Consider the following 24,311-nt stretch of genomic DNA (forward strand, 5'->3'; position numbering starts at 1 on the left):
GAGGTAACTATATGGAAAGTCTATTAAATCGTTTATATGACGCGTTAGGCCTGGATGCGCCAGAAGATGAGCCACTGCTTATCATTGATGATGGGATACAGGTTTATTTTAATGAATCCGATCATACACTGGAAATGTGCTGTCCCTTTATGCCATTGCCTGACGACATCCTGACTTTGCAGCATTTTTTACGTCTGAACTACACCAGCGCCGTCACTATCGGCGCTGACGCAGACAATACTGCTTTAGTGGCGCTTTATCGCTTGCCGCAAACCAGTACCGAAGAAGAGGCGCTCACTGGTTTTGAATTATTCATTTCAAACGTGAAGCAATTGAAAGAGCATTATGCATAATTTAATACGTCAACATACTTTCTTAATGAGATAAAACGCGATACGTATGCCCTTTACAAGAGACAAGACCAGAATCTTTGGTGGAAATGTAAGGGGCAAACGTTCATCTCTCTCATTTTGCTCTGTTTGCGGGAGCATTTTTAGTGTGTAAGTATTCCTGCTCATCAGGTTTTTACGCCATCTACGCGCATTTATTCTGGTATAAGTTGAAATACTGCAAAAAATATTGGTGCTTATTATTTTTTCTTTAAGTAAATTTTCGCTCAACAAACTTAATTGTTTATTCAATGATGATGAAGCGTAAGCTATGCTGGAAATGAAGGAAGTCAATAGCAAGGATAATCTTATTATTCACGGGTGATATTACTTCTGCTTCACCGTTATGGCAGATATCATCGCCTCTTGTCAGATGCCAGACACCTACTCATACTCAACCAAAGCTCTAAATACAAAAATCACCTTATATCTTTTTTTATTATTCCTTGTATAAATGTGACTTGACTCACACCTATAAGGAGTCGGCTCACTTCCATAAGAAGGAATCAAAATGCCAATAACTAACGCGTCCCCAGAAAATATATTAAGATATTTGCATGCGGCCGGTACCGGTACGAAAGAAGCAATGAAAAGTGCAACTTCACCACGCGGTATACTGGAATGGTTTGTCAATTTTTTTACCTGTGGTGGAGTAAGAAGAAGCAATGAAAGATGGTTTCGGGAGGTAATTGGAAAACTGACCACATCATTATTATATGTAAATAAAAATGCTTTCTTCGATGGTAATAAAATATTTCTGGAGGATGTCAACGGGTGTACTATATGTCTGTCATGTGGAGCAGCATCCGAAAATACGGATCCCATGGTCATTATTGAAGTGAACAAAAATGGAAAAACTGTAACGGATAAAGTTGATAGTGAGAGATTTTGGAATGTATGTCGAATGTTAAAACTGATGAGTAAACATAATATACAACAGCCTGATTCACTTATAACCGAGGATGGTTTTCTGAACCTGCGCGGAGTAAACCTGGCTCATAAAGATTTCCAGGGGGAAGATTTGTCAAAAATAGATGCTTCTAATGCAGATTTCCGTGAAACAACTCTATCTAATGTAAATTTAGTCGGTGCAAATTTGTGTTGTGCAAATCTACACGCTGTAAATCTAATGGGTTCAAACATGACTAAAGCAAACCTGACTCACGCAGACCTGACTTGCGCTAACATGTCCGGTGTAAACTTAACCGCTGCAATTCTATTCGGCTCAGACTTAACTGACACCAAACTAAATGGTGCGAAATTAGATAAGATAGCTCTAACTTTAGCGAAAGCATTAACAGGAGCCGATCTGACAGGTAGTCAACATACCCCTACTCCACTCCCGGATTACAATGATAGAACTCTTTTCCCCCATCCGATATTTTAGTCGAGATAAAGGGATTTTATAAACAAGAAGTATTCAAACAGAGGCCCCCTTGTTTTATTAAATAAACCCCGCCCCTAAGTTTCATTATAAATAACATTTTCAGCGTATTACTTGTTGGCTTTGTCTGAATCATAGCGTTACCTGTATGTGGCACATTAACTAAAAACACTATTATTGTTTAATTTAAATAATTCATAATTGTAGTCAGGAAATAAGAAGTTATGCTTCCGGTCACCTACAGATTAATACCTCAAAGCGGAGTATCCACATATAGATTAAATACCGCAGATACACCTGTTTTCCCCGATATTCCCGAACATGCACCAAACCCCTCACGGCTACGCCTTGCTCATGACAGCCTTGCCATAAACAGTGAATTCCGTCTGGAGCCAGAGTGTGTGGTGGAGTACCTTATCTCAGGCGCGGGTGGAATAGACCCTGATACAGAAATTGATGACGACACTTATGACGAATGCTACGATGAACTATCCTCCGTACTTCAAAATGCGTATACCCAAAGCGAAACATTCCGCAGACTGATGAATTACGCATATGAAAAAGAACTACATGATGTGGAGCAGCGCTGGCTACTGGGGGCAGGCGAAGCCTTTGAAACTACCGTGGCTCAGGAACACTTCAAACTTTCAGAAGGCAGGAAAGTTATTTGTCTCAATCTGGACGATTCTGATGATTCATATACCGAACATTATGAAAGTAACGAAGGAAGACAACTTTTTGACACAAAACGTTCATTTATTCATGAAGTTGTACATGCCCTGACCCATCTTCAGGATAAAGAAGAAAATCATCCAAGAGGCCCTGTTGTCGAATATACCAACATTATTCTGAAAGAGATGGGGCATCCTTCACCTCCCAGAATGGTCTACATCTTCAATAAATAGACACATCGGGAAACGAAAAGAAACTAAAGACTCGCGTAGTCCGTTTTTTCGGGAAATATTCTAACAGTATTTTCTAACTATATTCTATAGCGCCTAAAAAAACAAAGGGGCTACCTTTCGGTAACCCCTTGTTTAATCTGGCGGAAGCGCAGAGATTCGAACTCTGGAACCCTTTCGGGTCGCCGGTTTTCAAGACCGGTGCCTTCAACCGCTCGGCCACACTTCCGGAATGAGGCGCACTATAAACATCCCGGTGCGCCATGTAAAGACCGAATGTGTTCGTTTGCGTGAAAAACAGGCAAAATTTCGTTAATTGCCTGAAATAGCGGCACATTGACCATTTCTTCAACACAAAACTGGCTGAATACGTATTGATCGCCTCCACTGTTTCACCGCTGTGATTAGCGATTTTTTTATCGGTAACGCGTGGTTGGCGCTGCCGCCTGTTTTATGGCGTAGCGCCAGGCATGAGCAGACCGTTTTAACGACGGTAATCACCTGAAATCTCTTAAGGAAACTAAACGTAAACGAATGCGTAAAGATGGGTAAAACCACTGGGTGACAGTGACTGTTTTTATTATTCTCCTTTATTAATTACATCTGTCATAAGAGAGTGACTAATGGATCGTATCATTACATCATCGCGTGATCGTAGCTCGCTACTGAGTACGCACAAAGTACTGCGCAACACCTATTTTCTGTTGAGCCTGACGCTGGCTTTATCCGCAATTACCGCGACAGCCAGTACGGTACTGATGCTGCCCTCCCCCGGCCTGATTCTGACGCTGGTCGGTATGTATGGGCTGATGTTCCTGACCTATAAAACCGCCAATAAGCCGGTCGGTATCCTGTCTGCTTTTGCGTTTACCGGCTTCCTCGGCTATATCCTGGGCCCGATTCTTAACGCCTATCTGTCAGCAGGCATGGGCGATGTCATTGGCCTGGCGCTGGGTGGAACCGCGTTAGTATTTTTCTGCTGCTCCGCTTACGTTCTGACCACCCGTAAGGATATGTCTTTCCTGGGCGGTATGTTAATGGCCGGGATCGTCGTCGTGCTGATTGGTATGGTGGCGAATATTTTCCTGCAACTGCCTGCATTGCACCTGGCGATTAGCGCGGTGTTTATCCTGATTTCCTCGGGCGCTATCCTGTATGAAACCAGTAACATCATTCACGGCGGTGAAACCAACTATATTCGTGCGACCGTCAGTCTGTACGTTTCGCTGTACAACATCTTTGTCAGCCTGCTCAGCATTCTGGGCTTCGCCAGCCGCGACTAATCGACATTCCCCTCTTCCAGCCCTGCTTATGCAGGGCTTTATTTTTTGCTACACTGCCGTCCGTGTTGATTACGCAGTGAAACGTTATGTTGATCTTTGAAGGTAAAGAAATCAGTACTGATAGCGAAGGCTATCTGAAAGAGACGACGCAGTGGAGTGAAGCGCTGGCAGTCGCTATCGCCGCCAATGAAGGCATTGAGCTCTCTGCGGAACACTGGGAAGTCGTGCGCTTCGTGCGCGAATTTTACCTGGAGTTTAATACCTCTCCCGCCATCCGAATGCTGGTAAAAGCGATGGCGAATAAGTTCGGCGAAGAAAAAGGCAATAGCCGCTATCTGTATCGTCTGTTCCCGAAAGGCCCGGCAAAGCAAGCGACCAAAATCGCCGGTCTGCCCAAGCCGGTAAAATGTATTTAATACCGAATACTAAAGCCTGTTAACGTCTCGCGAGGGCTGTGCGGTTCAGTGAGGATTTTGTCCACACGAGCAGAGCGCGGCCCGCCCTCTTTCAGCCACTTGATGAGTTTTTCCACCTGCGCCGCGTCGCCACAGGCCACCACTTCTACGCTTCCGTCATCCATATTCTTCGCATAGCCGGTTAACCCCAGCCGCTGCGCCTCATGCTGCGTGGTATAGCGAAACCCGACTCCCTGAACGCGACCATAAACCCAGGCGATAATGCAGACGTTCGACATGATGGTTCTCCTTTCATAATCAACGGTGGAGGCTCATACAGGACATACTTAACGTACCTGACTGGGCAGACACCCATAATGCTGGCGGAATCTGGCCGTAAATCGCGACCCCGACAGGTAGCCGCACCGTAGCGCTATTTCGCCGATTGGCAGCGTCGTCGATTGCAGTTGAGAAAGTGCGCAGGACATGCGCACCTCTTCAACAATTTGTCGATAACTCTGCGATTCACGCTGCAAACGCCGACGCAACGTCGATGTTCCCATAGCAAGACGGCGGGCTATCTCCTGGGCTGTCCATAGCTTAGCAGGCGAGAGCATAATCAGTTGCCGCACCTGCTCCGTGAGGGTGTAACGCCGTTCAATAAGCAGTGGTCCCGCCGCGCCATCATGTAAAAGCGCTAACAGTAACCCCATCGCCTGATGTTCCTGTAGCCCAACGGGCAACCCCTGGCGCACAGCATCCAACACGTTCTCCCACATAAATGTCAGGCTACGGCTCATCGGGGTACACAGCGATGTCAGGTTTGCCGGTGGATAATCCTGAACGTACATCGTTTTAAAGCGAGCAATAATCTCCGGTGAAAGTAATAACAGGTCGGAGCGAAAACCGTTCTGCGCAGGCTGATTAATAATCTCCAGCGGCGTGTTCGCCGGGATAATAATCAACTCGCCAGGCCCGGCGACAAGGCGGCTATCATCCTGAATGATGACTTTACTGCCCTGCGTAATATGGCAGATAGCGGCGGAAAAAAGCGTAACACGATGCAAACGGTGCAGATGACTGGAACGCACCTCTGCCGTCGTAAGATCCTGATGTCGAATATGCATCTCCTGCACCGTGCCGTCCTCTGTTTTATCTTCCGTATGTGGCCGTGAATTTTGCTTTCGCAATCACATGCGCGTTCAGCATAAACCCTACCAACGCGCCACTTGACTCACTGTCGAGCGGCAGTGTTGCCGTATTCAGCGCCCACACAGTAAACTGATAGCGATGAGGCTTATCGCTCGGCGGCGGACAGGCGCCGCCAAAGCCAGCATAACCGAAATCATTACGTCCCTGCACCACTCCGGCGGGTAACGTTTTTTTATCAGCCCCCGTCGGCAGGTCGTGAATCTGCGCAGGAATATTCACCATCGTCCAGTGCCACCAGCCGCTTCCGGTGGGCGCATCAGGATCGAAGACGGTAATAGCGTAGCTTTTGGTTCCGGCAGGCGGATTGCGCCAGCTCAGCTGCGGCGAAATATTTTCTCCGCTACAACCAAATCCTTTAAAGACGTGCTGTTGCGTTAAACGAAAATCCGCCGGAATATCCGCGCTACTGAGGCTAAACGCCGACGCGGCAGATACGCCGCCACTCAATGCCATCATTGCGGCTGCGGTCAAAGAGAAGACTGTTTTCATTGTATTTCCTTCTTCGTGTAAAGAAATAACACTATAAAAAGCGTCCGCTGAAGAAACTGTGCCTTTACGATTCTATTTTGTGCAGAAACGCTCACCGCCATACGCTGGTGATTGCCCCTCTCATCTGTGCTACCCTACGCGCCATTTCGTTTTCACGGTCCCAGGCTGGAACTATCATCCGGCTCGCGTCACTGTTTGTGAGAGGTTACTCCGCATGACTGAATCTACATTTCCGCAATATCCCCGTTTAGTCCTCAGCAAAGGGCGAGAAAAATCTTTACTCCGCCGCCACCCATGGGTCTTTTCCGGCGCCGTATCCCGTCTGGAAGGCAAAGCCAACCTCGGTGAAACTATCGATATCGTCGACCATCAGGGAAAGTGGTTAGCACGCGGCGCCTGGTCACCAGCCTCCCAGATCCGCGCGCGCGTCTGGACATTTGATAAAGCAGAATCCATTGATATTGCGTTTTTCACCCGCCGCCTGCGCCAGGCGCAGCAGTGGCGCGACTGGCTGGCGAAAAAAGACGGCCTGGATAGCTATCGTCTGATCGCCGGTGAGTCCGATGGCCTGCCTGGCGTCACTATCGATCGTTTTGGTCATTTTTTGGTGCTGCAACTGCTCAGCGCCGGGGCCGAATATCAACGCGCCGCATTAATTAGCGCGCTGCAAACATGCTATCCGGATTGCGCTATTTACGATCGCAGCGACGTCGCCGTGCGGAAAAAAGAAGGGATGGCGCTGACGCAAGGTCCGGTCACTGGCGAACTGCCGCCTGCGCTTTTGCCAATTGAAGAACACGGTATGAAATTGCTGGTCGATATCCAGGGCGGCCACAAAACCGGTTATTATCTTGATCAGCGCGACAGTCGTCTGGCGACGCGCCGCTACGTGGAAAATCAGCGGGTACTGAACTGCTTCTCTTATACCGGCGGTTTTGCCGTGTCGGCGTTAATGGGCGGTTGTCGCCAGGTTGTCAGCGTGGATACCTCACAGGATGCGCTGGATATCGCCAGGCAAAACGTTGAACTGAACCAACTGGACTTGAGCAAAGCCGAATTCGTGCGCGACGACGTGTTTAAGTTGCTGCGCGCTTACCGTGAACACGGCGAAAAATTCGACGTCATCATCATGGACCCGCCCAAATTCGTTGAAAATAAAAGCCAGTTAATGGGCGCCTGCCGGGGCTATAAAGACATTAACATGTTAGCGATTCAACTGCTCAATCCGGGCGGCATACTGCTGACATTCTCTTGCTCCGGACTGATGACCAGCGATTTATTTCAGAAAATCATTGCCGATGCCGCAATAGATGCCGGTCGTGATGTACAATTTATAGAGCAGTTCCGTCAGGCCGCCGATCACCCGGTGATCGCCACCTACCCGGAAGGGCTGTATCTGAAAGGGTTTGCCTGTCGCGTCATGTAACTTGAAAAGTGGAATAGTATCCTCATATAAAGGGTATCTATTTCCCGGGAGGTGACTATGATAGCCAGCAAATTCGGTATCGGCCAACAGGTCCGCCATTCCCTGTTAGGTTACCTCGGAGTGGTCGTCGATATCGACCCGGAATATTCGCTTGATGAGCCGTCGCCTGATGAACTGGCGGTTAACGACGAACTTCGCGCCGCTCCGTGGTACCACGTGGTAATGGAAGATGATGATGGTCAGCCAGTGCATACTTATCTGGCCGAGGCCCAGTTGCGAAGCGAAATGCGGGACGAGCATCCAGAACAGCCATCGATGGATGAACTGGCGCGTACCATTCGCAAGCAGCTTCAGGCGCCGCGACTACGTAACTGATTGTATTTAAAAGGCCGGAAAGCGATATCCGGCCATTTAAACTTTTATTTCGCCAGCCCCAGGCGAGGGATCTCAATCGCCGGGCAGCGATCCATCACCACGGTCATGCCTGCATCCCGCGCCAGCACCGCCGCCTGTTCGTTGATCACGCCAAGCTGTAGCCATAGCGTTTTTGCGCCGATGGCGATAGCTTCCTGCGCGACGCCCCATGCAGCTTCAGAGTTGCGAAAAACATCCACCATATCGACTTTTTCGGGAATGTCCGCCAGCGTGGCATACCCCTGTTGCCCCAGCAATGTCTTACCCGCGACTTTTGGCGCAACCGGAATCACATGGTAGCCCTGTTCAAGCAGGTATTTCATTACCCGATAACTTGGACGATCGGGTTTATCGCTCGCACCTACCAGCGCGATAGTGCGAGTGGACGTCAAAACATCAGCAATATCGGTCTCTTTCATCATCTTTCTCCTGGCTGTTTTGCAAAGTGTACGACAAACCTGACATAGCAACCATTCATCCCATACCGATGTATGAGAGCAAAACGCCAAAATATGTCTATATGTTAGTAAACATGATCTAAGAAAAATTTCGATACATTATTAGCCAGACGGCCTTTGGACAGGAGAACCTTATGAAAACCGGCGCGCTAGCCACCTTCCTTGCTCTCTGTTTGCCGGTGACTGTTTTTGCCACAACGCTCCGTTTGTCTAATGAGGTTGATCTGCTGGTGCTGGACGGCAAAAAGGTGTCCAGCTCTTTATTACGCGGCGCAGAGAGCATTGAACTGGAAAACGGGCCGCATCAACTCGTTTTCCGGGTGGAAAAAACCATCCGCCTGCCCGGTAATGAAGAGCGGCTTTATATTTCTCCGCCGCTGGTGATAAGTTTCGATACCCAACTGATAAGTCAGGTCAATTTCCAGCTCCCGCGGCTGGAAAACGAGCGCGAAGCCTCGCATTTTAACGCGGCGCCGCGTCTGGCGCTTTTGGACGGCGACGCCATGCCCATTCCGGTAAAACTCGATATTCTGGCCATTACTTCTACGGCTAAAGTGGTCGATTATGAAATAGAGACCGAGCGTTATAATAAATCGGCGAAACGCGCCTCGCTTCCTCAGTTCGCCACGATGATGGCAGACGACAGCACATTACTTTCCGACGTCTCAGAGCTTGATACCGTACCGCCGCAATCACAAACTCTGACAGAACAGCGGCTGAAATATTGGTTCCGACTGGCCGACCCGCAGACACGCCATCATTTTCTGCAATGGGCGGAAAAACAGCCGCCCTCTTGATATGAGTTGTCCCAGCGCGCAATTTTTTTCTCTTTCTCTTGCAGCATCAAGCGCTTCCAGTAATCTGTAGACAGGTTAACTACGGAATCGAATTATGGAACTGACGACTCGCACCTTGCCGACGCGCAAACATATCGCGTTGGTTGCTCACGACCACTGCAAACAGATGTTAATGAACTGGGTGGAACGCCATCAGCCGTTGCTGGAAAAACACGTTCTTTATGCAACCGGCACCACGGGGAATCTGATCCAGCGCGCAACCGGTATGGACGTTAATGCGATGCTGAGCGGCCCGATGGGCGGCGACCAGCAGGTTGGCGCACTCATTTCAGAAGGGAAAATCGACGTGTTGATTTTCTTCTGGGACCCGCTTAACGCGGTACCGCACGACCCCGATGTCAAAGCGCTACTGCGTCTGGCCACCGTATGGAATATCCCTGTCGCCACTAACGTCTCAACGGCGGACTTTATCATCCAGTCCCCGCATTTTAATGACGCTGTAGATATTCTTATTCCGGATTATGCGCGTTATCTGGCCGAGCGCCTGAAATAAACGCTACGCGGGCGGGATGCTGTACCGCCCGCGCTTTAGGGCTTCCTCGCCACCGGCACATCCAGCTGTTTAAGCGCCTCCACAAAGCGCGAGGGATTATCTTTATTAAAAAGCAGCCAGACCCGCGCACGCGCGCGCGTCAACGCCACATATAACAAACGCCGCTCTTCAGCGTCCGGAAAATCCTCAACCTGAGGAAGAAGCGCACTTTCCATAATGGATTCTCGCGCCGGGGCGGGGAAACCGTCGTTACCCTCCTGCAATCCGACAAGAATCACGTAATCGGCCTGTTGGCCTTTGCTGGCATGGATAGTCATGAAGTCTATCTGTAACTTCGGCCAGCGAGTCGCCGCTTTTTGTAGACTCGCGGGTTTCAGATGGTGATAGCGCGCCAGCACCAGGATACGTTCATCTTCCTTCGCATAGCCGGATAATTTATCCAGTAACGCGTCCAACTGGCTTTCATCCAATAACGTCACCGCTTTTTTATCGCCTGGGGTCAGACTATTTAACGGTTTTTTAAGCTGGTGCGGATTCTGCTGTACAAAGCGATTGGCAATATCGCCAATCCGACTGTTAAAGCGGTACGTGGTGTCCAGGTGGCAATGCTCGCCCTCGCCGAACGTCTGATGAAACGCCGTCGTTAAGGAGAGCTGCGCCCCGCTAAAACGGTAAATCGCCTGCCAGTCATCGCCAACGGCAAACAGCGTAGTCTGGCTATTCTGCTTGCGCAGCGCCTCTAACAGCGCCGCCCGCTGCGGGGAAATATCCTGAAATTCATCGACCAGAATATGCTTCCACGGGCTGATAAAACGCCCTTTTTCGAGGATCACCATTGCCTGATGGATCAGCCCGGAGAAATCAACGGCATTTTCCGCTTTCAACGCGCTTTTCCAGGCCTTTAGCAGCGGCGCCATCAGCTTAATGCGTTTGCCAAACAGCTCGCGGCACTCCTCTGGCGCGCCAGCGATCATTTCTGCCTGCGCGCCGCCGTGCATACGCATCAAACTGACCCAACGATCCAGGCGAGGGGCCAGACGCCGCTGCAATGTCTCATCGTCCCAGAAATTACCTTCCGGCACTACCCACTGCATCTCCTCTTCCAGCCACTGACGCCAGCCTTTGGCCTGCGCTTTTTTCTCGCTACACTGCTGACGCCAGGTGCGCAGAAATAGCTGATGCCGCGCGGTGGCGTCACTTTCCAGCTTACTGACAACCGGCGCTTTTTTACTGCCTTGCTGAATAATATACAGCGCCAGCGAATGGAACGTACGGGCAGTAATCTCTTCCGTATGTAAGCGCTCGCGGATACGCTCATCCATCTCTTCTGCCGCCTTGCGACCAAACGCCAGTAAAAGAATTTGCCCCGCATCGGCTTGTCCGCGCGCCAACAGCCAACCCGCGCGCGCCACCAGCACCGAGGTCTTACCGCTTCCCGCGCCCGCCAGTACCAGTAACGATGATTCGCCGTTAACCACCGCCCTGGCCTGGGAAGGATTAAGCGGAGAGGATTCTATCTGCGTAAAAAAGTCGGCATGCGCTTCCAGCATGGCATCAGCATACGCCTGATTATGCTGCTGCCGACTACCCTCGCTATCCTGTAACCATGCCAGACACTTACGCCATATCTCGCGACAGTGAGCAAACTCCTCCAGACGTGAGACCGGCAGCGGCAAGGCGGCAAACGTCTGGCGAATTTCGTGTTCCAGCCCCCGAACGCGTTCACGGGTAAGCCATTGGTTTCCGCCCGTTCGCTCACTAATACGCGCCCATTGCTCCTGTAATGCCTGCGCGGCGACATCACTCATCTCCTGGCTCCAGCGACGCCAGTGCGCGTCCAGATAGCGATGGAATTGCTGGGTTTCCGACCACTCGGTACCGTGCAAACGCACGACTTTATCCTCCGGCAGGACAAACTCCAGCTCGCCCCATACCAGCCCACGCTTACAGTGAATCGCCAATAACTGATTGAATGGAATAAGATATTCATGCCTGTCGCCAGACACTTTCACCCCAGCGTTGAGGATCTCGGCACGATCATACGGGTGTTGCGCCAGACGTTTTCCAAGAGAAGTTGCTTTCAGTTCCATGACTCAGCGAATCCAGACGTAAAGATGTGCTTATCAGTGTAACCGCCAGAGAAAACGTGCTCCAGTCTAAAAAAACGTTACAATTGCCCGCAGTGATAGAAAACCGGAATGAACTGAGGGTTTATGCGTACCGTTCTGAATATTTTAAACTTTGTACTGGGCGGCTTTGCCACTACGCTGGCCTGGCTGCTGGCGACGCTGGTCAGTATTGTGCTTATTTTTACCCTGCCGTTGACCCGCTCCTGCTGGGAGATAACCAAACTGTCCCTGTTCCCTTACGGTAATGAAGCCATTCACGTTGACGAACTTAATCCGGCGGCAAAAAGCGTATTAATGAATACTGGCGGTACCTTGCTGAATATTTTCTGGTTACTTTTTTTCGGCTGGTGGCTATGCCTGATGCACATTGCCTCCGGTATCGCGCAGTGTGTCACTATCATCGGGATACCTGTCGGTATTGCGAACTTTAAAATTGCCGCGATTGCGCTTTGGCCTGTCGGTCGCCGCGTCGTCTCTGTAGAAACCGCTCGCGCCGCGCGAGAAGCTAACGCGCGCCGCCGTTTTGAATGATCGGGACAAATAGCCTTTATGTTAAGTCCGTTGATTCGCCGTTATACCTGGAACAGTACCTGGCTGTATTACATCCGCATTTTTATCGCTCTGTGCGGCACCACCGCCCTGCCCTGGTGGCTGGGCGACGTCAAACTTACCATCCCGCTCACGCTCGGTATGGTTGCCGCGGCGCTAACCGATCTCGACGATCGCCTTGCCGGACGCTTGCGTAATTTAATCATTACCTTAATTTGCTTTTTTATCGCGTCGGCTTCTGTGGAGCTGCTCTTTCCCTGGCCGTGGCTATTTGCGTTGGGCTTAACGTTATCCACCAGCGGGTTTATTCTGTTGGGAGGACTGGGGCAACGCTATGCCACCATCGCGTTCGGCGCGTTACTCATTGCCATCTATACGATGCTGGGTACCTCTTTATACGATCACTGGTATCAGCAACCACTGCTCCTGCTGGCAGGCGCAGTATGGTATAACCTACTGACGCTAACCGGGCATCTGCTATTTCCGATCCGTCCGTTGCAGGATAATCTGGCACGCAGTTACGAACAGTTAGCGCACTATCTGGAACTGAAATCACGTCTGTTTGATCCTGATATTGAAGATGAAAGCCAGGCGCCGCTCTATGATTTAGCGTTAGCGAACGGGCAGTTAATGGCGACGCTGAACCAAACGAAAGTGTCGTTGTTGACTCGCCTGCGCGGCGATCGCGGTCAACGCGGTACGCGCCGCACCCTCCATTACTATTTTGTGGCGCAGGATATTCATGAACGCGCCAGTTCTTCGCATATTCAATACCAGACGCTGCGCGATTATTTTCGCCATAGCGACGTCATGTTCCGCTTTCAGCGTCTGATGTCGATGCAGGCGCAGGCCTGTACGCAGCTGGCGCGCTGTATCTTACTGCGTACGCCGTACCAGCATGATCCGCGCTTTGAACGCGTCTTTACCCACATTGACGCCGCGCTTGAACGTATGCGCGCCAGCGGCGCTTCTTTAGAGCTGCTGAATACGCTTGGATTCTTATTAACCAACCTACGCGCTATTGATGCGCAACTAGCGACGATCGAGTCGGAGCAGGCCCAGGCAATGCCGCGCAATGAGTCAGAAAACCAGTTGGCTGATGATAGCCTGCACGGGTTTAGCGACATCTGGCTGCGTCTGAGCCGTAATTTTACCCCGGAGTCCGCTCTCTTTCGCCATGCGGTACGCATGTCGCTGGTATTGTGCATCGGTTATGCTCTCATCCAAATTACCGGGATGCGCCACGGGTACTGGATATTGCTCACCAGCCTGTTCGTTTGCCAGCCTAACTATAACGCGACCCGCCATCGCCTTGCGCTCAGGATTATCGGCACGTTGGTAGGCGTTGCTATCGGCCTGCCGATTTTATGGTTTGTTCCTTCGCTTGAAGGACAGTTAGTTCTGCTGGTGATTACCGGCGTGCTTTTCTTCGCATTCCGTAATGTGCAGTATGCCCATGCGACGATGTTCATCACCCTGCTGGTATTACTCTGCTTTAACCTCCTGGGCGAAGGCTTCGAGGTAGCGTTACCGCGCGTCGTCGACACGTTAATTGGCTGCGCTATCGCCTGGGCTGCGGTCAGCTTTATTTGGCCGGACTGGCGCTTTCGCAACCTTCCCCGGGTACTCCAGCGCGCCACCGATGCTAATTGCCGCTACCTTGATGCGATCCTTGAGCAATATCACCAGGGACGGGATAACCGCCTGGCCTATCGCATTGCCAGACGCGACGCGCACAACCGCGATGCAGAACTGGCATCCGTGGTTTCTAATATGTCGAGCGAACCCGACGTCACGGCTGAAACCCGGGAGGCGGCGTTCAGGCTGCTTTGCCTCAATCACACTTTTACCAGCTATATCTCCGCCCTCGGCGCGCACCGCGAAAAGCTCAGTAATCCGGACGTGTTGGGGCTTCTGGATGACGCGGTCTGCTACGTTGATGATGCGCTTCATCATCAACCTGAAGACGAACAGCGCGTACACCAGGCGCTGGAGGGTTTAAAGCAGCGAGTTCAGTCACTGGAAACACGTCCGGACAGCAAAGAACCTCTGGTTGTTCAACAAATTGGTTTGCTCATTGCCTTACTGCCCGAGATTGGACGCTTGCAACGGCAAATTTCACCGCCGATTTCTACATTAATTACCCAGCCGTAAGCGAATGAGCCCAGTCGGCAAGCTCCTGGCGACGACTCGCCGGGAGCGCCGCTTCATGTACGCCGACAATTGCGCCTTCCAGGGCATACAAAACTTTCACCGTCAGCAAGGGATTGCTTTGTCGCAACCTTAGCCAGCACATTTTCGCGCCCAGTATGCGTAACATATTTTCGTCCTTTATCCCTGACTCATTGAGCAATGTTTCCAGATGGAAGGTCATATTGGGGAGATCTTTGAGTCTGTGCTGTAAAATACGGCTGTGTTTTTCCTTCATTGCCGCGTCAAGAGAATACTTCGATAAACGCACCAGCTGCTGCTGATCGCGCCACAGGCTTTCATCCACCCGGTAATAGTTGAGCATAACGGGACGTCCACATTTCATAAACATGAGCCAGGCGGGAGGATGCTTCACACAGTAGGGTACGCTTTCTTCACAGGCGCGGAGATAAAGCTCGCCATTAGCCACCATCGCAAAGACGGTATCCTCCACGGTCAGACTATAGCTACCGAATAAAGATCGATACTGGATCGTCCCCAAAGAGGCCAAATATTCTTGCGATTTATAGATCCTGTCATAAGAGAGTGCTCTCATAAAATTCCTTTTAAATCATAAAGTAAAAGAATAATTTGCAGTAACGGATCCGTTAATGACGAAAATAGGCAACTTATACTCCGCGAGCAAGATGATTTTTATTTTTGACGCCACTAAGAATAAAAATTGCGAGACAGTTTCCGAAAATAGAGTTGATCTTTCATCGCCACAGGGGTACTGTATGAATATACAGTAACTCACAGGGCTGGATTGATTATGTACACTTCAGGTTATGCAAATCGTTCTTCGTCATTTCCTACCACTACCCACAACGCTGCGCGCACCGCTACGGAAAATGCCGCGGCAGGACTGGTCAGTGAAGTTGTCTACCACGAAGACCAGCCCATGATGGCGCAACTCCTGCTTTTGCCTTTACTCCGTCAGTTAGGCCAACAATCACGATGGCAGCTCTGGCTCACGCCGCAGCAAAAGCTCAGCCGTGAATGGGTACAGTCTTCAGGTTTGCCATTAACGAAAGTGATGCAAATTAGCCAGCTTGCGCCTCGTCATACGCTGGAGTCGATGATCCGCGCTTTGCGTACAGGAAATTACAGCGTGGTAATTGGTTGGATGACTGAAGAACTGACAGAAGAAGAACATGCCAGCCTGGTTGAAGCAGCGAAGGTAGGTAATGCGGTAGGGTTTATCATGCGCCCTGTACGTGCGCACGCTTTACCCAGGAGACAGCATTCCGGGCTAAAAATTCACTCTAATTTGTATCATTAAGTAAAATTAGGATTTATCCTGGACTTTTTTTTACGCGAACGTATCTCCTTTGAGTGCTAACGTTTTTTTTGCGAGAACGCTTGTCAGAAGCGGTTTCCGCAATTTTTGCTGTACGATTTATCATCTGAAACTGTTAAATGATGTGTATATCCGTCATGTTTTTTTCACATGTCTGACGGAGTTCACACTTGTAAGTTTCCAACTACGTTGTAGACTTTACATCGCCAGGGGTGCTCAGCATAAGCCGTAGATATCGGTAGAGTAACTATTGAGCAGATCCCCCGGTGAAGGATTTAACCGTGTTATCTCGTTGGAGATATTCATGGCGTATTTTGGATGATAACGAGGCGCAAAAAATGAAAAAGACAGCTATCGCGATTGCAGTGGCACTGGCTGGTTTCGCTACCGTAGCGCAGGCCGCTCCGAAAGATAACACCTGGTACGCTGGTGCTAAACTGGGCTGGTCTCAGTACCATGACACCGGCTTCATTCACAATGATGGCCCGACTCATGAAAACCAACTGGGCGCAGGTGCTTTTGGTGGTTACCAGGTTAACCCGTATGTTGGCTTTGAAATGGGCTACGACTGGTTAGGCCGTATGCCGTACAAAGGCGACAACATCAATGGCGCTTATAAAGCTCAGGGCGTTCAGTTGACCGCTAAACTGGGTTATCCAATCACTGACGATCTGGACGTTTATACCCGTCTGGGTGGTATGGTATGGCGTGCAGACACCAAGTCTAACGTCCCTGGCGGCCCGTCTACTAAAGACCACGACACCGGCGTTTCCCCGGTATTCGCGGGCGGTATCGAGTATGCTATCACCCCTGAAATCGCAACCCGTCTGGAATACCAGTGGACTAACAACATCGGTGATGCCAACACCATCGGCACCCGTCCGGACAACGGCCTGCTGAGCGTAGGTGTTTCCTACCGTTTCGGCCAGCAAGAAGCTGCTCCGGTAGTAGCTCCGGCACCAGCTCCGGCTCCGGAAGTACAGACCAAGCACTTCACTCTGAAGTCTGACGTACTGTTCAACTTCAACAAATCTACCCTGAAGCCGGAAGGCCAGCAGGCTCTGGATCAGCTGTACAGCCAGCTGAGCAACCTGGATCCGAAAGACGGTTCCGTTGTCGTTCTGGGCTTCACTGACCGTATCGGTTCTGACGCTTACAACCAGGGTCTGTCCGAGAAACGTGCTCAGTCTGTTGTTGATTACCTGATCTCCAAAGGTATTCCGTCTGACAAAATCTCCGCACGTGGTATGGGCGAATCTAACCCGGTTACCGGCAACACCTGTGACAACGTGAAACCTCGCGCTGCCCTGATCGATTGCCTGGCTCCGGATCGTCGCGTAGAGATCGAAGTTAAAGGCGTTAAAGACGTGGTAACTCAGCCGCAGGCTTAAGTTTCCGTCTGATAAAAAACCCCGCGTCGCGGGGTTTTTTGCTCTGGTCTGGATGACAACGCCTTTCAGCGTTACTTCTTGCCTAATAACGCCTGTAAATCCTGCTTTAACGTGGTCATTTGCGTGGCATATTTCTCTTTATGCTCCGCGTCTTCTATCAGTTGCACAATCGTTTCGGATAATGTTTTACCGCGTCGCTGCGCAAGGCCCGCCAGACGCTGCCAGACCATAAACTCTAAATCGATAGATTTTTTGCGCGTATGCTGATGTTCCGCATTGAAGTGTCGTTTGCGTCTTGCCCGAATGGTTTGTTTCATCCGATTAAGCAAGGCAGGATTCATATGCCTGTCTATCCAGACATTTACCCGCACCGGTTCATTTTCGAGGGCCAACAACAAATTGACGGCTTCCTGGGCAGCACTGGCTTCCACGTAGCGGGTGATCAGCTCCCCTTCGCGGTGCTTTTTCACCAGATATTTCCATTTCCAACCGCTTTCAAGATTTTCAAGTTGTTGATATTTCATTGTGATCCCAATGTTACCGTGTAACTGTTATCAGAATATCAGTTTTTTAGCCATCTGAAGAAAAGAATCTCGAACCTGTGAATGGTTACACGTCTTCATATTACTTTGCATTCGCTTTCCGCGTGTGCAGCGTGACGGGTTAGGCTATAATCCCCCCTTTTACAACAGACTAAAAAACCTCAACTTTGACCATTACGAAACTTGCATGGCGTGATCTGGTTCCGGATAGCGAAAGCTATCAGGAGATATTTGCACAGCCACACGCGACTGACGAAAACGACACCTTACTCAGTGATACTCAGCCACGACTGCAATTTGCGCTTGAGCAACTTATACAGCCGTGGGCATCATCCTCTTTTATGCTGACTAAAGCGCCTGAAGAGCAAGAGTATCTCACTTTACTTTCAGATGCCGTCCGCGCTCTGCAAACCGATGCCGGACAATTAACCGGCGGACATTATGACGTTTCCGGGCATACTGTTCATTACCGCGCCGCGCAGAATGCGCAAGACAACTTTGCCACCGTCACACAAGTCGTCAGCGCGGACTGGGTCGAAGCCGAACAGCTCTTTGGTTGCCTGCGGCAGTATAACGGCGACATTACCCTGCAGCCGGGACTGGTTCATCAGGCAAACGGCGGCGTGCTGATTATTTCCTTACGAACCCTTCTGGCGCAGCCGTTACTATGGATGCGTCTGAAAGCCATCGTTAGCCGCGAGCGTTTTGACTGGGTGGCCTTTGACGAGTCGCGTCCATTACCGGTCTCCGTGCCATCAATGCCGCTCAAACTGAAGGTGATTCTGGTTGGCGAACGTGAATCACTGGCTGATTTTCAGGAGATGGAACCGGAGCTCGCGGAACAGGCTATCTACAGTGAATTTGAAGACAATTTACAGATAGCGGACGCAGAAGCTATGACCCTGTGGTGTCAATGGGTGACGCGTATCGCTTTACGCGATAATTTGCCGCCCCCGGCACCGGATGCCTGGCCCGTTCTGATACGCGAGGCTGTGCGCTATACCGGCGAACAGGATACGCTGCCTCTTTGCCCACTGTGGATAGCCCGCCAGTTTAAGGAGGCATCGCCTTTATGCGAAGGCGATACCTGCGGCGCAGAAGCGCTCAGTCTGATGCTTGCCCGACGCGAATGGCGAGAAGGCTTTCTGGCGGAACGGATGCAGGATGAGATTCTGCAAGAGCAGATCCTGATTGAAACCGAAGGCGAACGCGTTGGACAAATCAATGCGCTTTCCGTCATTGAGTTTCCCGGGCATCCTCGCGCCTTTGGCGAACCGTCGCGAATTAGCTGTGTTGTGCATATCGGCGATGGCGAATTTAATGATATTGAGCGCAAGGCCGAACTTGGCGGAAATATCCACGCTAAGGGAATGATGATTATGCAGGCCTTCCTGATGTCGGAGTTGCAGCTGGAGCAACAAATTCCCTTCTCTGCCTCGTTAACCTTTGAGCAGTCCTACAGCGAAGTGGATGGCGATAGCGCCTCAATGGCGGAATTATGTGCGCTCATCAGCGCACTGGCCAATGTGCCAGTGAATCAAAATATTGCGATTACCGGCTCGGTCGATCAGTTTGGTCGCGCGCAACCGGTGGGCGGGCTAAACGAAAAAATTGAAGGTTTCTTCGCCATCTGCGAGCAGCGGGAATTAAACGGTAAACAGGGCGTGATTATCCCTGCCGCCAATGTCCGCCATCTCAGTCTTAAATCTGAACTGCTGCAAGCGGTTAAAGAAGAGAAGTTCACTATCTGGGCGGTAGACGACGTGACCGACGCCTTACCGCTACTGTTAAATCTGGTGTGGGATGGCGAAGGTCAAACGACGTTGATGCAGACTATCCAGGAGCGTATCGCGCAGGCGACGCAACAGGAAGGCCGTCATCGTTTCCCGTGGCCATTACGTTGGCTGAACGCTTTTATTCCGAACTGATCGGACTTGTTCAGCGTACACGTGTTAGCTATCCTGCGTGCTTCAATAAAATAAGGTTTACATAAAACATGGTAGATAAACGCGAATCCTATACAAAAGAAGACCTTCTTGCCTCTGGTCGTGGTGAACTGTTTGGCGCTAAAGGGCCGCAACTCCCTGCACCGAACATGCTGATGATGGACCGCGTCGTTAAGATGACCGAAACGGGCGGCAATTTCGACAAAGGCTATGTCGAAGCCGAGCTGGATATCAATCCGGATCTATGGTTCTTCGGATGCCACTTTATCGGCGATCCGGTGATGCCCGGTTGTCTGGGTCTGGATGCTATGTGGCAATTGGTGGGATTCTACCTGGGCTGGTTGGGCGGCGAAGGCAAAGGCCGCGCTCTGGGCGTGGGCGAAGTGAAATTTACCGGCCAGGTTCTGCCGACAGCCAGGAAAGTCACCTATCGTATTCATTTCAAACGTATCGTAAACCGTCGCCTGATCATGGGCCTGGCGGACGGTGAGGTTCTGGTGGATGGTCGTCTGATCTATACCGCACACGATTTGAAAGTCGGTTTGTTCCAGGATACTTCCGCGTTCTAAGTGTTGAATTGATATTCCGCGCTATCGGTATCATGCTTGCAAAGCCCATAAAGGCGAAACCTCCGCACTGCGGAGGTTTCTTTTTCTAAAGAGACAGAATCAGGCCATTACCGCCCTGTCCTCCATGGCTTGTCGCCAACCTCCCAACCAGTATGACCGTTGATTCAGCGTCTGATAGGGACACATTTCTTTTGATCGTCCGGCGATGCCGGCCTGATATCCACGTTGATGTGCCCGTTCCAGGCGATCTCGTTTTTGTCTCTTCATGCCTCGTTTCCCTCATATTTGTATCTGGTGGAAAAGAAAACAGTGATTACAAAATGTGCAATCACACTACACGAATACCTCTAAATGGATCGCCCGTCAATGCGCAAAATTCACACCAATGTCATATTTGTGAGCTATACGGTAAATCATTTGTACAAAAAATGTGAGCCATAACAACTATTTTTCCGGCGTCAAAAATAAAAAAACCGCCTCAGGCGCACGACCTGAAGCGGTTAAATTTACATTACTTTTATCTCAGGGAAGGCGCTTTATCTCATCTGCGATAGCGGCTGCTTCCTGACTCCATGCGCTTGCCAGTACTTTGACCATCTCATCATAGCCATCTTTCTGCTGACTGGCTTCGATATGGAAAGGCCGCTTAATCAGCTGTCCATTGTGGTTTAATAACCACTCCCCGCTGACGATAACCTTACCATCGTAGCGTCCATGGAATCCGGTTACGGTAACGTTTAACGTATCCTGGGTGGTTCCCAACGGCTGGGAAGCGACGACCCAGCCAGGAAGCCGGGCGCTAAGATTCGCCACCAGCGTGTTACGTAATTGCTGGTCCAGCGGGCTGGCCCACAGATTGTTATTGGCAATCACATACTGAACATCACTGGTTTGATACACCACGCCGTTACCTGCCAGATAGTCAGGTACGGAAACCTGCTCTACCCATAAGAGACGGTTGCCCTGGCTTGCGGTGCTTTGCACACCGCTTTGCGCTATCGGGAGCTGATAATAGCTTTTATTCTCTCCGCCGGAGCTACATGACGCCAGCCAGAACGCCATTATCACGACTAGCCATTTTTTCATTGTTTCGCCCTCTTAGGCTCAGGATCTTTTTTATCCTTCGCTTCAAATACCAGCGCGTTGCTCTTCTCGTTCAGAGTTTTCAACACCGGTTGTAACTCACGAAGCACCTGATCGAGACGCTGCATATCCGCCACCATTTTGTTATACGCCGCCGATCCAGGCTGGAAGCCTTGCATACTGCGGTTAAGTTCGCGTAACGTCGTTTGCATATCCGCCGGAAGCTGCTGCATCGACTGACTGGAGGTAATCTTGTTCATATTATCCAGCGTGGTTTGCAGCCGACGCATAGTACGCTGGCTTTCAGACAGCGTATTGGTCGCTTGTTCAATCATCGGATTCAACGGCAGGTTGTTGATCTTATCCAACGTTTCCACCAGTCGCTGTTGAATTTGCGCCAGACCGCTGCTGACGGTGGGAATAATTTCATAACCATCAAATTCGCGTAGCCCCGTAATCGGCGGCTCCTTAGGATAAAAGTCCAGATCGACATACAGCGCCCCGGTCACCAGGTTACCGGTTTTAAGCGAAGCGCGTAAACCGCGCTTAAGCAGTTCCGTCAAATGCGCGCCAACATCCGCATTTTCTCCCAATTGCGCTTTCAGACGCTCCGGTTCAATGCGCACCAGCACAGGAATACGGTAATCGTCGTTAAATACCTGGCGCATTTTAGACGCAAAGAAAGGCACTTTGCTTACCGTCCCCAGACGAATACCGCGGAACTCCAGCGGCGCGCCGGGTTGTAATCCGCGCACCGAATCTTTAAAGAACATCAGGTAATCGATATGATCGGTGTACAGCGAATCCTGAATACTTTTTTGATCGTCGTAGAGATTAAACGCCGTTTTTTCGGCGACGGGTTGCCCCTGCTCAAGTCCTTCCGGCACATCAAAACTCACGCCGCCGCCAAACAACGTCGTCAACGATCCCATTTCCACGCGCATTCCCGCCGATGTCAGATCCACAGCGATACCGCTATCTTTCCAGAATCGGACATTACTGGTGACCAATCGATCGTTTGGCGCCTTAATGAACAACTGATAACTCATTGTCCGTTTTTGCGGATCGAAAGAGCTGGTTTCAACGGATCCTACCCGATAACCCCGGAACAGAACGGGATCGCCAGGACTGAGCTGACCGGCCTTTTTGCTGTCCAGAATCACACGAATACCTTTGGCATCGGGCGGCGCCAACGGCGGTGAGTCAAGAAGCTGATAGCTTTCCGGCTGACTGCCCTTACTTCCTGGTTGTAGTTCAATATACGCGCCTGATAGCAGCGTCCCAAGCCCGCTGATGCCTTCACGCCCCACCTGCGGTTTTACCACCCAAAATACCGAGTCTTTATGCAGCAACTTTTCCATACCGGAATGGAGCCGCGCTTTGATTTGTACGTGGGTCAGATCGTCAGTCAGCGTCGCGCTTTCAACCACGCCGACATCCACGCTGCGACTTTTGATCGTCGTTTTTCCGCCTTCAATGCCTTCCGCATTGGTGGTGATTAAGGTAACTTCCGGTCCCTGGTGGCTGTAGTGATAAAACAGAATCCAGGCTCCGATAAGCGCAGTAACAATCGGGAATATCCAGACAGGCGACCAATTTTTCACCTTTTGTACTTTGGCTTCCCCTTTTTTAGGTTCCATGCTATCAGGACTCCTCATGGCCTGGTTCGTACTCACGATCCCACGACAGACGCGGATCAAAGGTCATCGCAGAAAACATTGTCATTATGACGACTAAAGCAAACATCAACGCACCCATCGCAGGATAAATATTCATTAACCCTCCCATACGCACCAGCGCAGAGAGTACGGCAATGACAAAGACATCAATCATTGACCAGCGCCCCACAAACTCCACTACTTCATAAATAAAATGCATCCGTTCACTGTCGCGCTTACCGTGGCCTTTCGCATCCCAACAAAGCCAGGCAATGGCGATCATTTTTAGCGTCGGCACCATAATACTGGCGAGAAAGATAACCGCCGCCACCGGATAAGACCCCTCGCTCCACAGCAAAATCACGCCAGCCAGAATGGTCGACGGCATTTTCGAGCCCAGTAAGTCGGTAATCATAATCGGCAAAATATTGGCGGGCAGATAAAGCATGATCGAGGTAAATAATAACGCCAGCGTCCACTGCAAACTGTTTTTACGCCGGACATAGCCTTTCGTATGGCAACGCGGACAGACGAGACTCTCCGCAGGCAGGATCGCCGTACAGCAGGCGCAAGAACGCAAAGACTGCCGGATACCGGTAATCCCCGGCGTTAACGGCTGCGCCAGTGCAGGCTGCGGGGCGATATCATCCCACAACCAGCGGCGATCGACACACTGGAACGCCCGCAGTTGAACGAGACAAAATAAGCACCAGGGAATAAAGCTGCTGCCGATGCCGATATCGCCGTAAGCCATCAGCTTAACAAAACTGACCAACACCCCGGCGAGAAATATTTCTGCCATTCCCCACGATTTGAGGAGGAAAAAGATCCTTGCCAGCGTTTTTTTTACCGACAACGGCAGACTGGCGCGGTTGACAAGTAATAGAATGGTCACCAGGCAAAATGCCGGCACCAGTTGGACAAATAATAAAAAGAACGTGCCGAGGCTGGCGTAATCTTCAGAAAACATGACGCCGGGGATTTCCAGAAGCGTGACTTCGCTGGTGACGCCCGCGACATTCATATTCACGAAGGGAAAAAGGTTAGAAAGCAGCAACATAAATAGTGCCGCTAACGCATAGGCGGTAGGACGCTGCCGGGGCGCGTCCCACTCGGTCGTTAACGTTGCGCCGCATCGTGGACATGCTGCTTTTTGCCCATGCGAGAGGCGGGGTAAAGCCACCAGCATGTCACATTGCGGGCACAATATGTGCTTCGCAGCATGGTGATGTTCACACATAGGCGCTCCTTT

Annotated in this window: 27 protein-coding genes and 1 tRNA gene; 15 read left to right on the forward strand and 13 right to left on the reverse strand. The window is 50.6% G+C overall.

What is annotated here, in order from left to right; translation table 11 throughout:
• Positions 1 to 11 precede the first annotated feature (11 nt).
• Complete coding sequence (gene sigE / locus QEN31_RS14130) at positions 12 to 353, forward strand: type III secretion system chaperone SigE (RefSeq protein WP_000444724.1); 342 nt, start codon at positions 12 to 14, stop codon at positions 351 to 353.
• A gap of 9 nt (positions 354 to 362) precedes the next feature.
• Here the strand turns inward: sigE and QEN31_RS14135 are convergent, their stop codons facing one another.
• Positions 363 to 683 carry a membrane protein gene (locus QEN31_RS14135; RefSeq protein ID WP_010989012.1) on the reverse strand — a complete coding sequence of 107 codons (321 nt, stop codon included), beginning with the start codon at positions 681 to 683 and terminating at the stop codon, positions 363 to 365.
• Positions 684 to 900: 217 nt separating this feature from the next.
• Between QEN31_RS14135 and pipB the strand changes: the two genes are divergently transcribed.
• Together pipB and pipA are read left to right on the forward strand one after the other, a co-directional pair.
• Positions 901 to 1,776: an SPI-2 type III secretion system effector PipB gene (gene pipB, locus QEN31_RS14140; protein WP_001123045.1), complete on the forward strand. Its 876-nt coding sequence runs from the start codon at positions 901 to 903 to the stop codon at positions 1,774 to 1,776.
• Positions 1,777 to 1,997: 221 nt separating this feature from the next.
• Entirely contained in the window at positions 1,998 to 2,678 is a 681-nt protein-coding gene (gene pipA, locus QEN31_RS14145; protein ID WP_000938191.1) for a type III secretion system effector protease PipA, read from the forward strand.
• A gap of 138 nt (positions 2,679 to 2,816) precedes the next feature.
• On the opposite strand, the gene QEN31_RS14150 is transcribed toward pipA, so the two are convergent.
• Positions 2,817 to 2,904 (reverse strand) — tRNA-Ser (locus QEN31_RS14150).
• Positions 2,905 to 3,298: 394 nt separating this feature from the next.
• Here QEN31_RS14150 and yccA point away from each other — a divergent pair.
• Positions 3,299 to 3,958: an FtsH protease modulator YccA gene (gene yccA / locus QEN31_RS14155; RefSeq protein WP_000374050.1), complete on the forward strand. Its 660-nt coding sequence runs from the start codon at positions 3,299 to 3,301 to the stop codon at positions 3,956 to 3,958.
• Between the two features lie 86 nt (positions 3,959 to 4,044).
• Positions 4,045 to 4,374: a sulfurtransferase TusE gene (tusE, locus tag QEN31_RS14160; RefSeq protein WP_000904446.1), complete on the forward strand. Its 330-nt coding sequence runs from the start codon at positions 4,045 to 4,047 to the stop codon at positions 4,372 to 4,374.
• On the opposite strand, the gene yccX is transcribed toward tusE, so the two are convergent.
• The 3 genes from yccX to QEN31_RS14175 are packed head-to-tail and all read right to left on the reverse strand — an operon-like array spanning position 4,371 to position 6,054.
• On the reverse strand, positions 4,371 to 4,652 hold the full coding sequence (yccX, locus tag QEN31_RS14165) for an acylphosphatase (RefSeq protein ID WP_000072884.1): 282 nt from the start codon (positions 4,650 to 4,652) through the stop codon (positions 4,371 to 4,373). The genes tusE and yccX overlap by 4 nt on opposite strands.
• Positions 4,653 to 4,700: 48 nt before the next feature.
• The gene (locus QEN31_RS14170) at positions 4,701 to 5,480 is read right to left on the reverse strand and encodes a helix-turn-helix transcriptional regulator (protein ID WP_000548082.1); all 780 of its coding nucleotides are present in this window, start codon (positions 5,478 to 5,480) and stop codon (positions 4,701 to 4,703) included.
• A 25-nt stretch (positions 5,481 to 5,505) separates the two neighbouring features.
• The gene (locus QEN31_RS14175; RefSeq protein ID WP_000859419.1) at positions 5,506 to 6,054 is read right to left on the reverse strand and encodes a YbhB/YbcL family Raf kinase inhibitor-like protein; all 549 of its coding nucleotides are present in this window, start codon (positions 6,052 to 6,054) and stop codon (positions 5,506 to 5,508) included.
• Positions 6,055 to 6,268: 214 nt separating this feature from the next.
• On the opposite strand from QEN31_RS14175, the gene rlmI reads away from it, so the two are divergent.
• Together rlmI and hspQ are read left to right on the forward strand one after the other, a co-directional pair.
• The gene (gene rlmI, locus QEN31_RS14180; protein ID WP_000140480.1) at positions 6,269 to 7,480 is read left to right on the forward strand and encodes a 23S rRNA (cytosine(1962)-C(5))-methyltransferase RlmI; all 1,212 of its coding nucleotides are present in this window, start codon (positions 6,269 to 6,271) and stop codon (positions 7,478 to 7,480) included.
• Positions 7,481 to 7,537: 57 nt separating this feature from the next.
• Positions 7,538 to 7,855: a heat shock protein HspQ gene (gene hspQ / locus QEN31_RS14185; protein ID WP_000561983.1), complete on the forward strand. Its 318-nt coding sequence runs from the start codon at positions 7,538 to 7,540 to the stop codon at positions 7,853 to 7,855.
• A gap of 44 nt (positions 7,856 to 7,899) precedes the next feature.
• Here the strand turns inward: hspQ and QEN31_RS14190 are convergent, their stop codons facing one another.
• Positions 7,900 to 8,313, reverse strand: coding sequence for a CoA-binding protein (locus QEN31_RS14190; protein WP_001537782.1), 414 nt, complete (start codon positions 8,311 to 8,313; stop codon positions 7,900 to 7,902).
• A gap of 173 nt (positions 8,314 to 8,486) precedes the next feature.
• Here QEN31_RS14190 and QEN31_RS14195 point away from each other — a divergent pair, with 173 nt between their 5' ends.
• Both QEN31_RS14195 and mgsA read left to right on the forward strand, forming a co-directional pair.
• A complete protein-coding gene (locus QEN31_RS14195; RefSeq protein WP_000847719.1) occupies positions 8,487 to 9,149 on the forward strand; it encodes a DUF2057 family protein in 663 nt (220 codons plus the stop codon).
• A 94-nt stretch (positions 9,150 to 9,243) separates the two neighbouring features.
• The gene (mgsA, locus tag QEN31_RS14200; RefSeq protein ID WP_000424187.1) at positions 9,244 to 9,702 is read left to right on the forward strand and encodes a methylglyoxal synthase; all 459 of its coding nucleotides are present in this window, start codon (positions 9,244 to 9,246) and stop codon (positions 9,700 to 9,702) included.
• Positions 9,703 to 9,737: 35 nt separating this feature from the next.
• Here the strand turns inward: mgsA and helD are convergent, their stop codons facing one another.
• Positions 9,738 to 11,792 (reverse strand): DNA helicase IV, encoded by a 2,055-nt coding sequence (helD, locus tag QEN31_RS14205; protein WP_000420505.1) that lies wholly within the window; start codon positions 11,790 to 11,792, stop codon positions 9,738 to 9,740.
• Between the two features lie 123 nt (positions 11,793 to 11,915).
• Here helD and QEN31_RS14210 point away from each other — a divergent pair, with 123 nt between their 5' ends.
• Complete coding sequence (locus QEN31_RS14210; RefSeq protein WP_001261222.1) at positions 11,916 to 12,362, forward strand: YccF domain-containing protein; 447 nt, start codon at positions 11,916 to 11,918, stop codon at positions 12,360 to 12,362.
• Positions 12,363 to 12,380: 18 nt separating this feature from the next.
• Positions 12,381 to 14,534, forward strand: coding sequence for a YccS family putative transporter (gene yccS / locus QEN31_RS14215; protein WP_000950880.1), 2,154 nt, complete (start codon positions 12,381 to 12,383; stop codon positions 14,532 to 14,534).
• Here yccS and QEN31_RS14220 read toward each other — a convergent pair.
• A complete protein-coding gene (locus QEN31_RS14220; RefSeq protein ID WP_001202375.1) occupies positions 14,521 to 15,126 on the reverse strand; it encodes a TfoX/Sxy family DNA transformation protein in 606 nt (201 codons plus the stop codon). The two genes, yccS and QEN31_RS14220, sit on opposite strands and share 14 nt — an antisense overlap.
• A gap of 216 nt (positions 15,127 to 15,342) precedes the next feature.
• On the opposite strand from QEN31_RS14220, the gene sulA reads away from it, so the two are divergent.
• Entirely contained in the window at positions 15,343 to 15,852 is a 510-nt protein-coding gene (gene sulA / locus QEN31_RS14225) for an SOS-induced cell division inhibitor SulA (protein ID WP_000288732.1), read from the forward strand.
• 356 nt (positions 15,853 to 16,208) lie between these two features.
• Positions 16,209 to 17,261: a porin OmpA gene (ompA, locus tag QEN31_RS14230; RefSeq protein ID WP_001674965.1), complete on the forward strand. Its 1,053-nt coding sequence runs from the start codon at positions 16,209 to 16,211 to the stop codon at positions 17,259 to 17,261.
• Between the two features lie 71 nt (positions 17,262 to 17,332).
• Here the strand turns inward: ompA and matP are convergent, their stop codons facing one another.
• Positions 17,333 to 17,785 carry a macrodomain Ter protein MatP gene (gene matP, locus QEN31_RS14235; RefSeq protein ID WP_000877172.1) on the reverse strand — a complete coding sequence of 151 codons (453 nt, stop codon included), beginning with the start codon at positions 17,783 to 17,785 and terminating at the stop codon, positions 17,333 to 17,335.
• Positions 17,786 to 17,970: 185 nt separating this feature from the next.
• Here matP and QEN31_RS14240 point away from each other — a divergent pair, with 185 nt between their 5' ends.
• Both QEN31_RS14240 and fabA read left to right on the forward strand, forming a co-directional pair.
• Entirely contained in the window at positions 17,971 to 19,731 is a 1,761-nt protein-coding gene (locus QEN31_RS14240; RefSeq protein ID WP_000156454.1) for an AAA family ATPase, read from the forward strand.
• Positions 19,732 to 19,799: 68 nt separating this feature from the next.
• Entirely contained in the window at positions 19,800 to 20,318 is a 519-nt protein-coding gene (fabA, locus tag QEN31_RS14245) for a bifunctional 3-hydroxydecanoyl-ACP dehydratase/trans-2-decenoyl-ACP isomerase (RefSeq protein WP_000227928.1), read from the forward strand.
• A 99-nt stretch (positions 20,319 to 20,417) separates the two neighbouring features.
• Here the strand turns inward: fabA and rmf are convergent, their stop codons facing one another.
• The 4 genes from rmf to pqiA form a co-directional block, all read right to left on the reverse strand.
• Positions 20,418 to 20,585, reverse strand: a complete 168-nt coding sequence (rmf, locus tag QEN31_RS14250) for a ribosome modulation factor (protein WP_001537784.1) — start codon at positions 20,583 to 20,585, stop codon at positions 20,418 to 20,420.
• A 255-nt stretch (positions 20,586 to 20,840) separates the two neighbouring features.
• Complete coding sequence (pqiC, locus tag QEN31_RS14255; protein WP_000759136.1) at positions 20,841 to 21,404, reverse strand: membrane integrity-associated transporter subunit PqiC; 564 nt, start codon at positions 21,402 to 21,404, stop codon at positions 20,841 to 20,843.
• A complete protein-coding gene (gene pqiB, locus QEN31_RS14260; RefSeq protein WP_000433414.1) occupies positions 21,401 to 23,041 on the reverse strand; it encodes an intermembrane transport protein PqiB in 1,641 nt (546 codons plus the stop codon). Before pqiB ends, pqiC begins: the two co-directional genes overlap by 4 nt.
• 4 nt (positions 23,042 to 23,045) lie before the next feature.
• On the reverse strand, positions 23,046 to 24,299 hold the full coding sequence (gene pqiA / locus QEN31_RS14265; RefSeq protein ID WP_000333152.1) for a membrane integrity-associated transporter subunit PqiA: 1,254 nt from the start codon (positions 24,297 to 24,299) through the stop codon (positions 23,046 to 23,048).
• Positions 24,300 to 24,311: the final 12 nt, after the last annotated feature.

It is taken from the genome of Salmonella sp. SA15303 (assembly GCF_029962125.1).
GTDB lineage: Bacteria > Pseudomonadota > Gammaproteobacteria > Enterobacterales > Enterobacteriaceae > Salmonella > Salmonella enterica.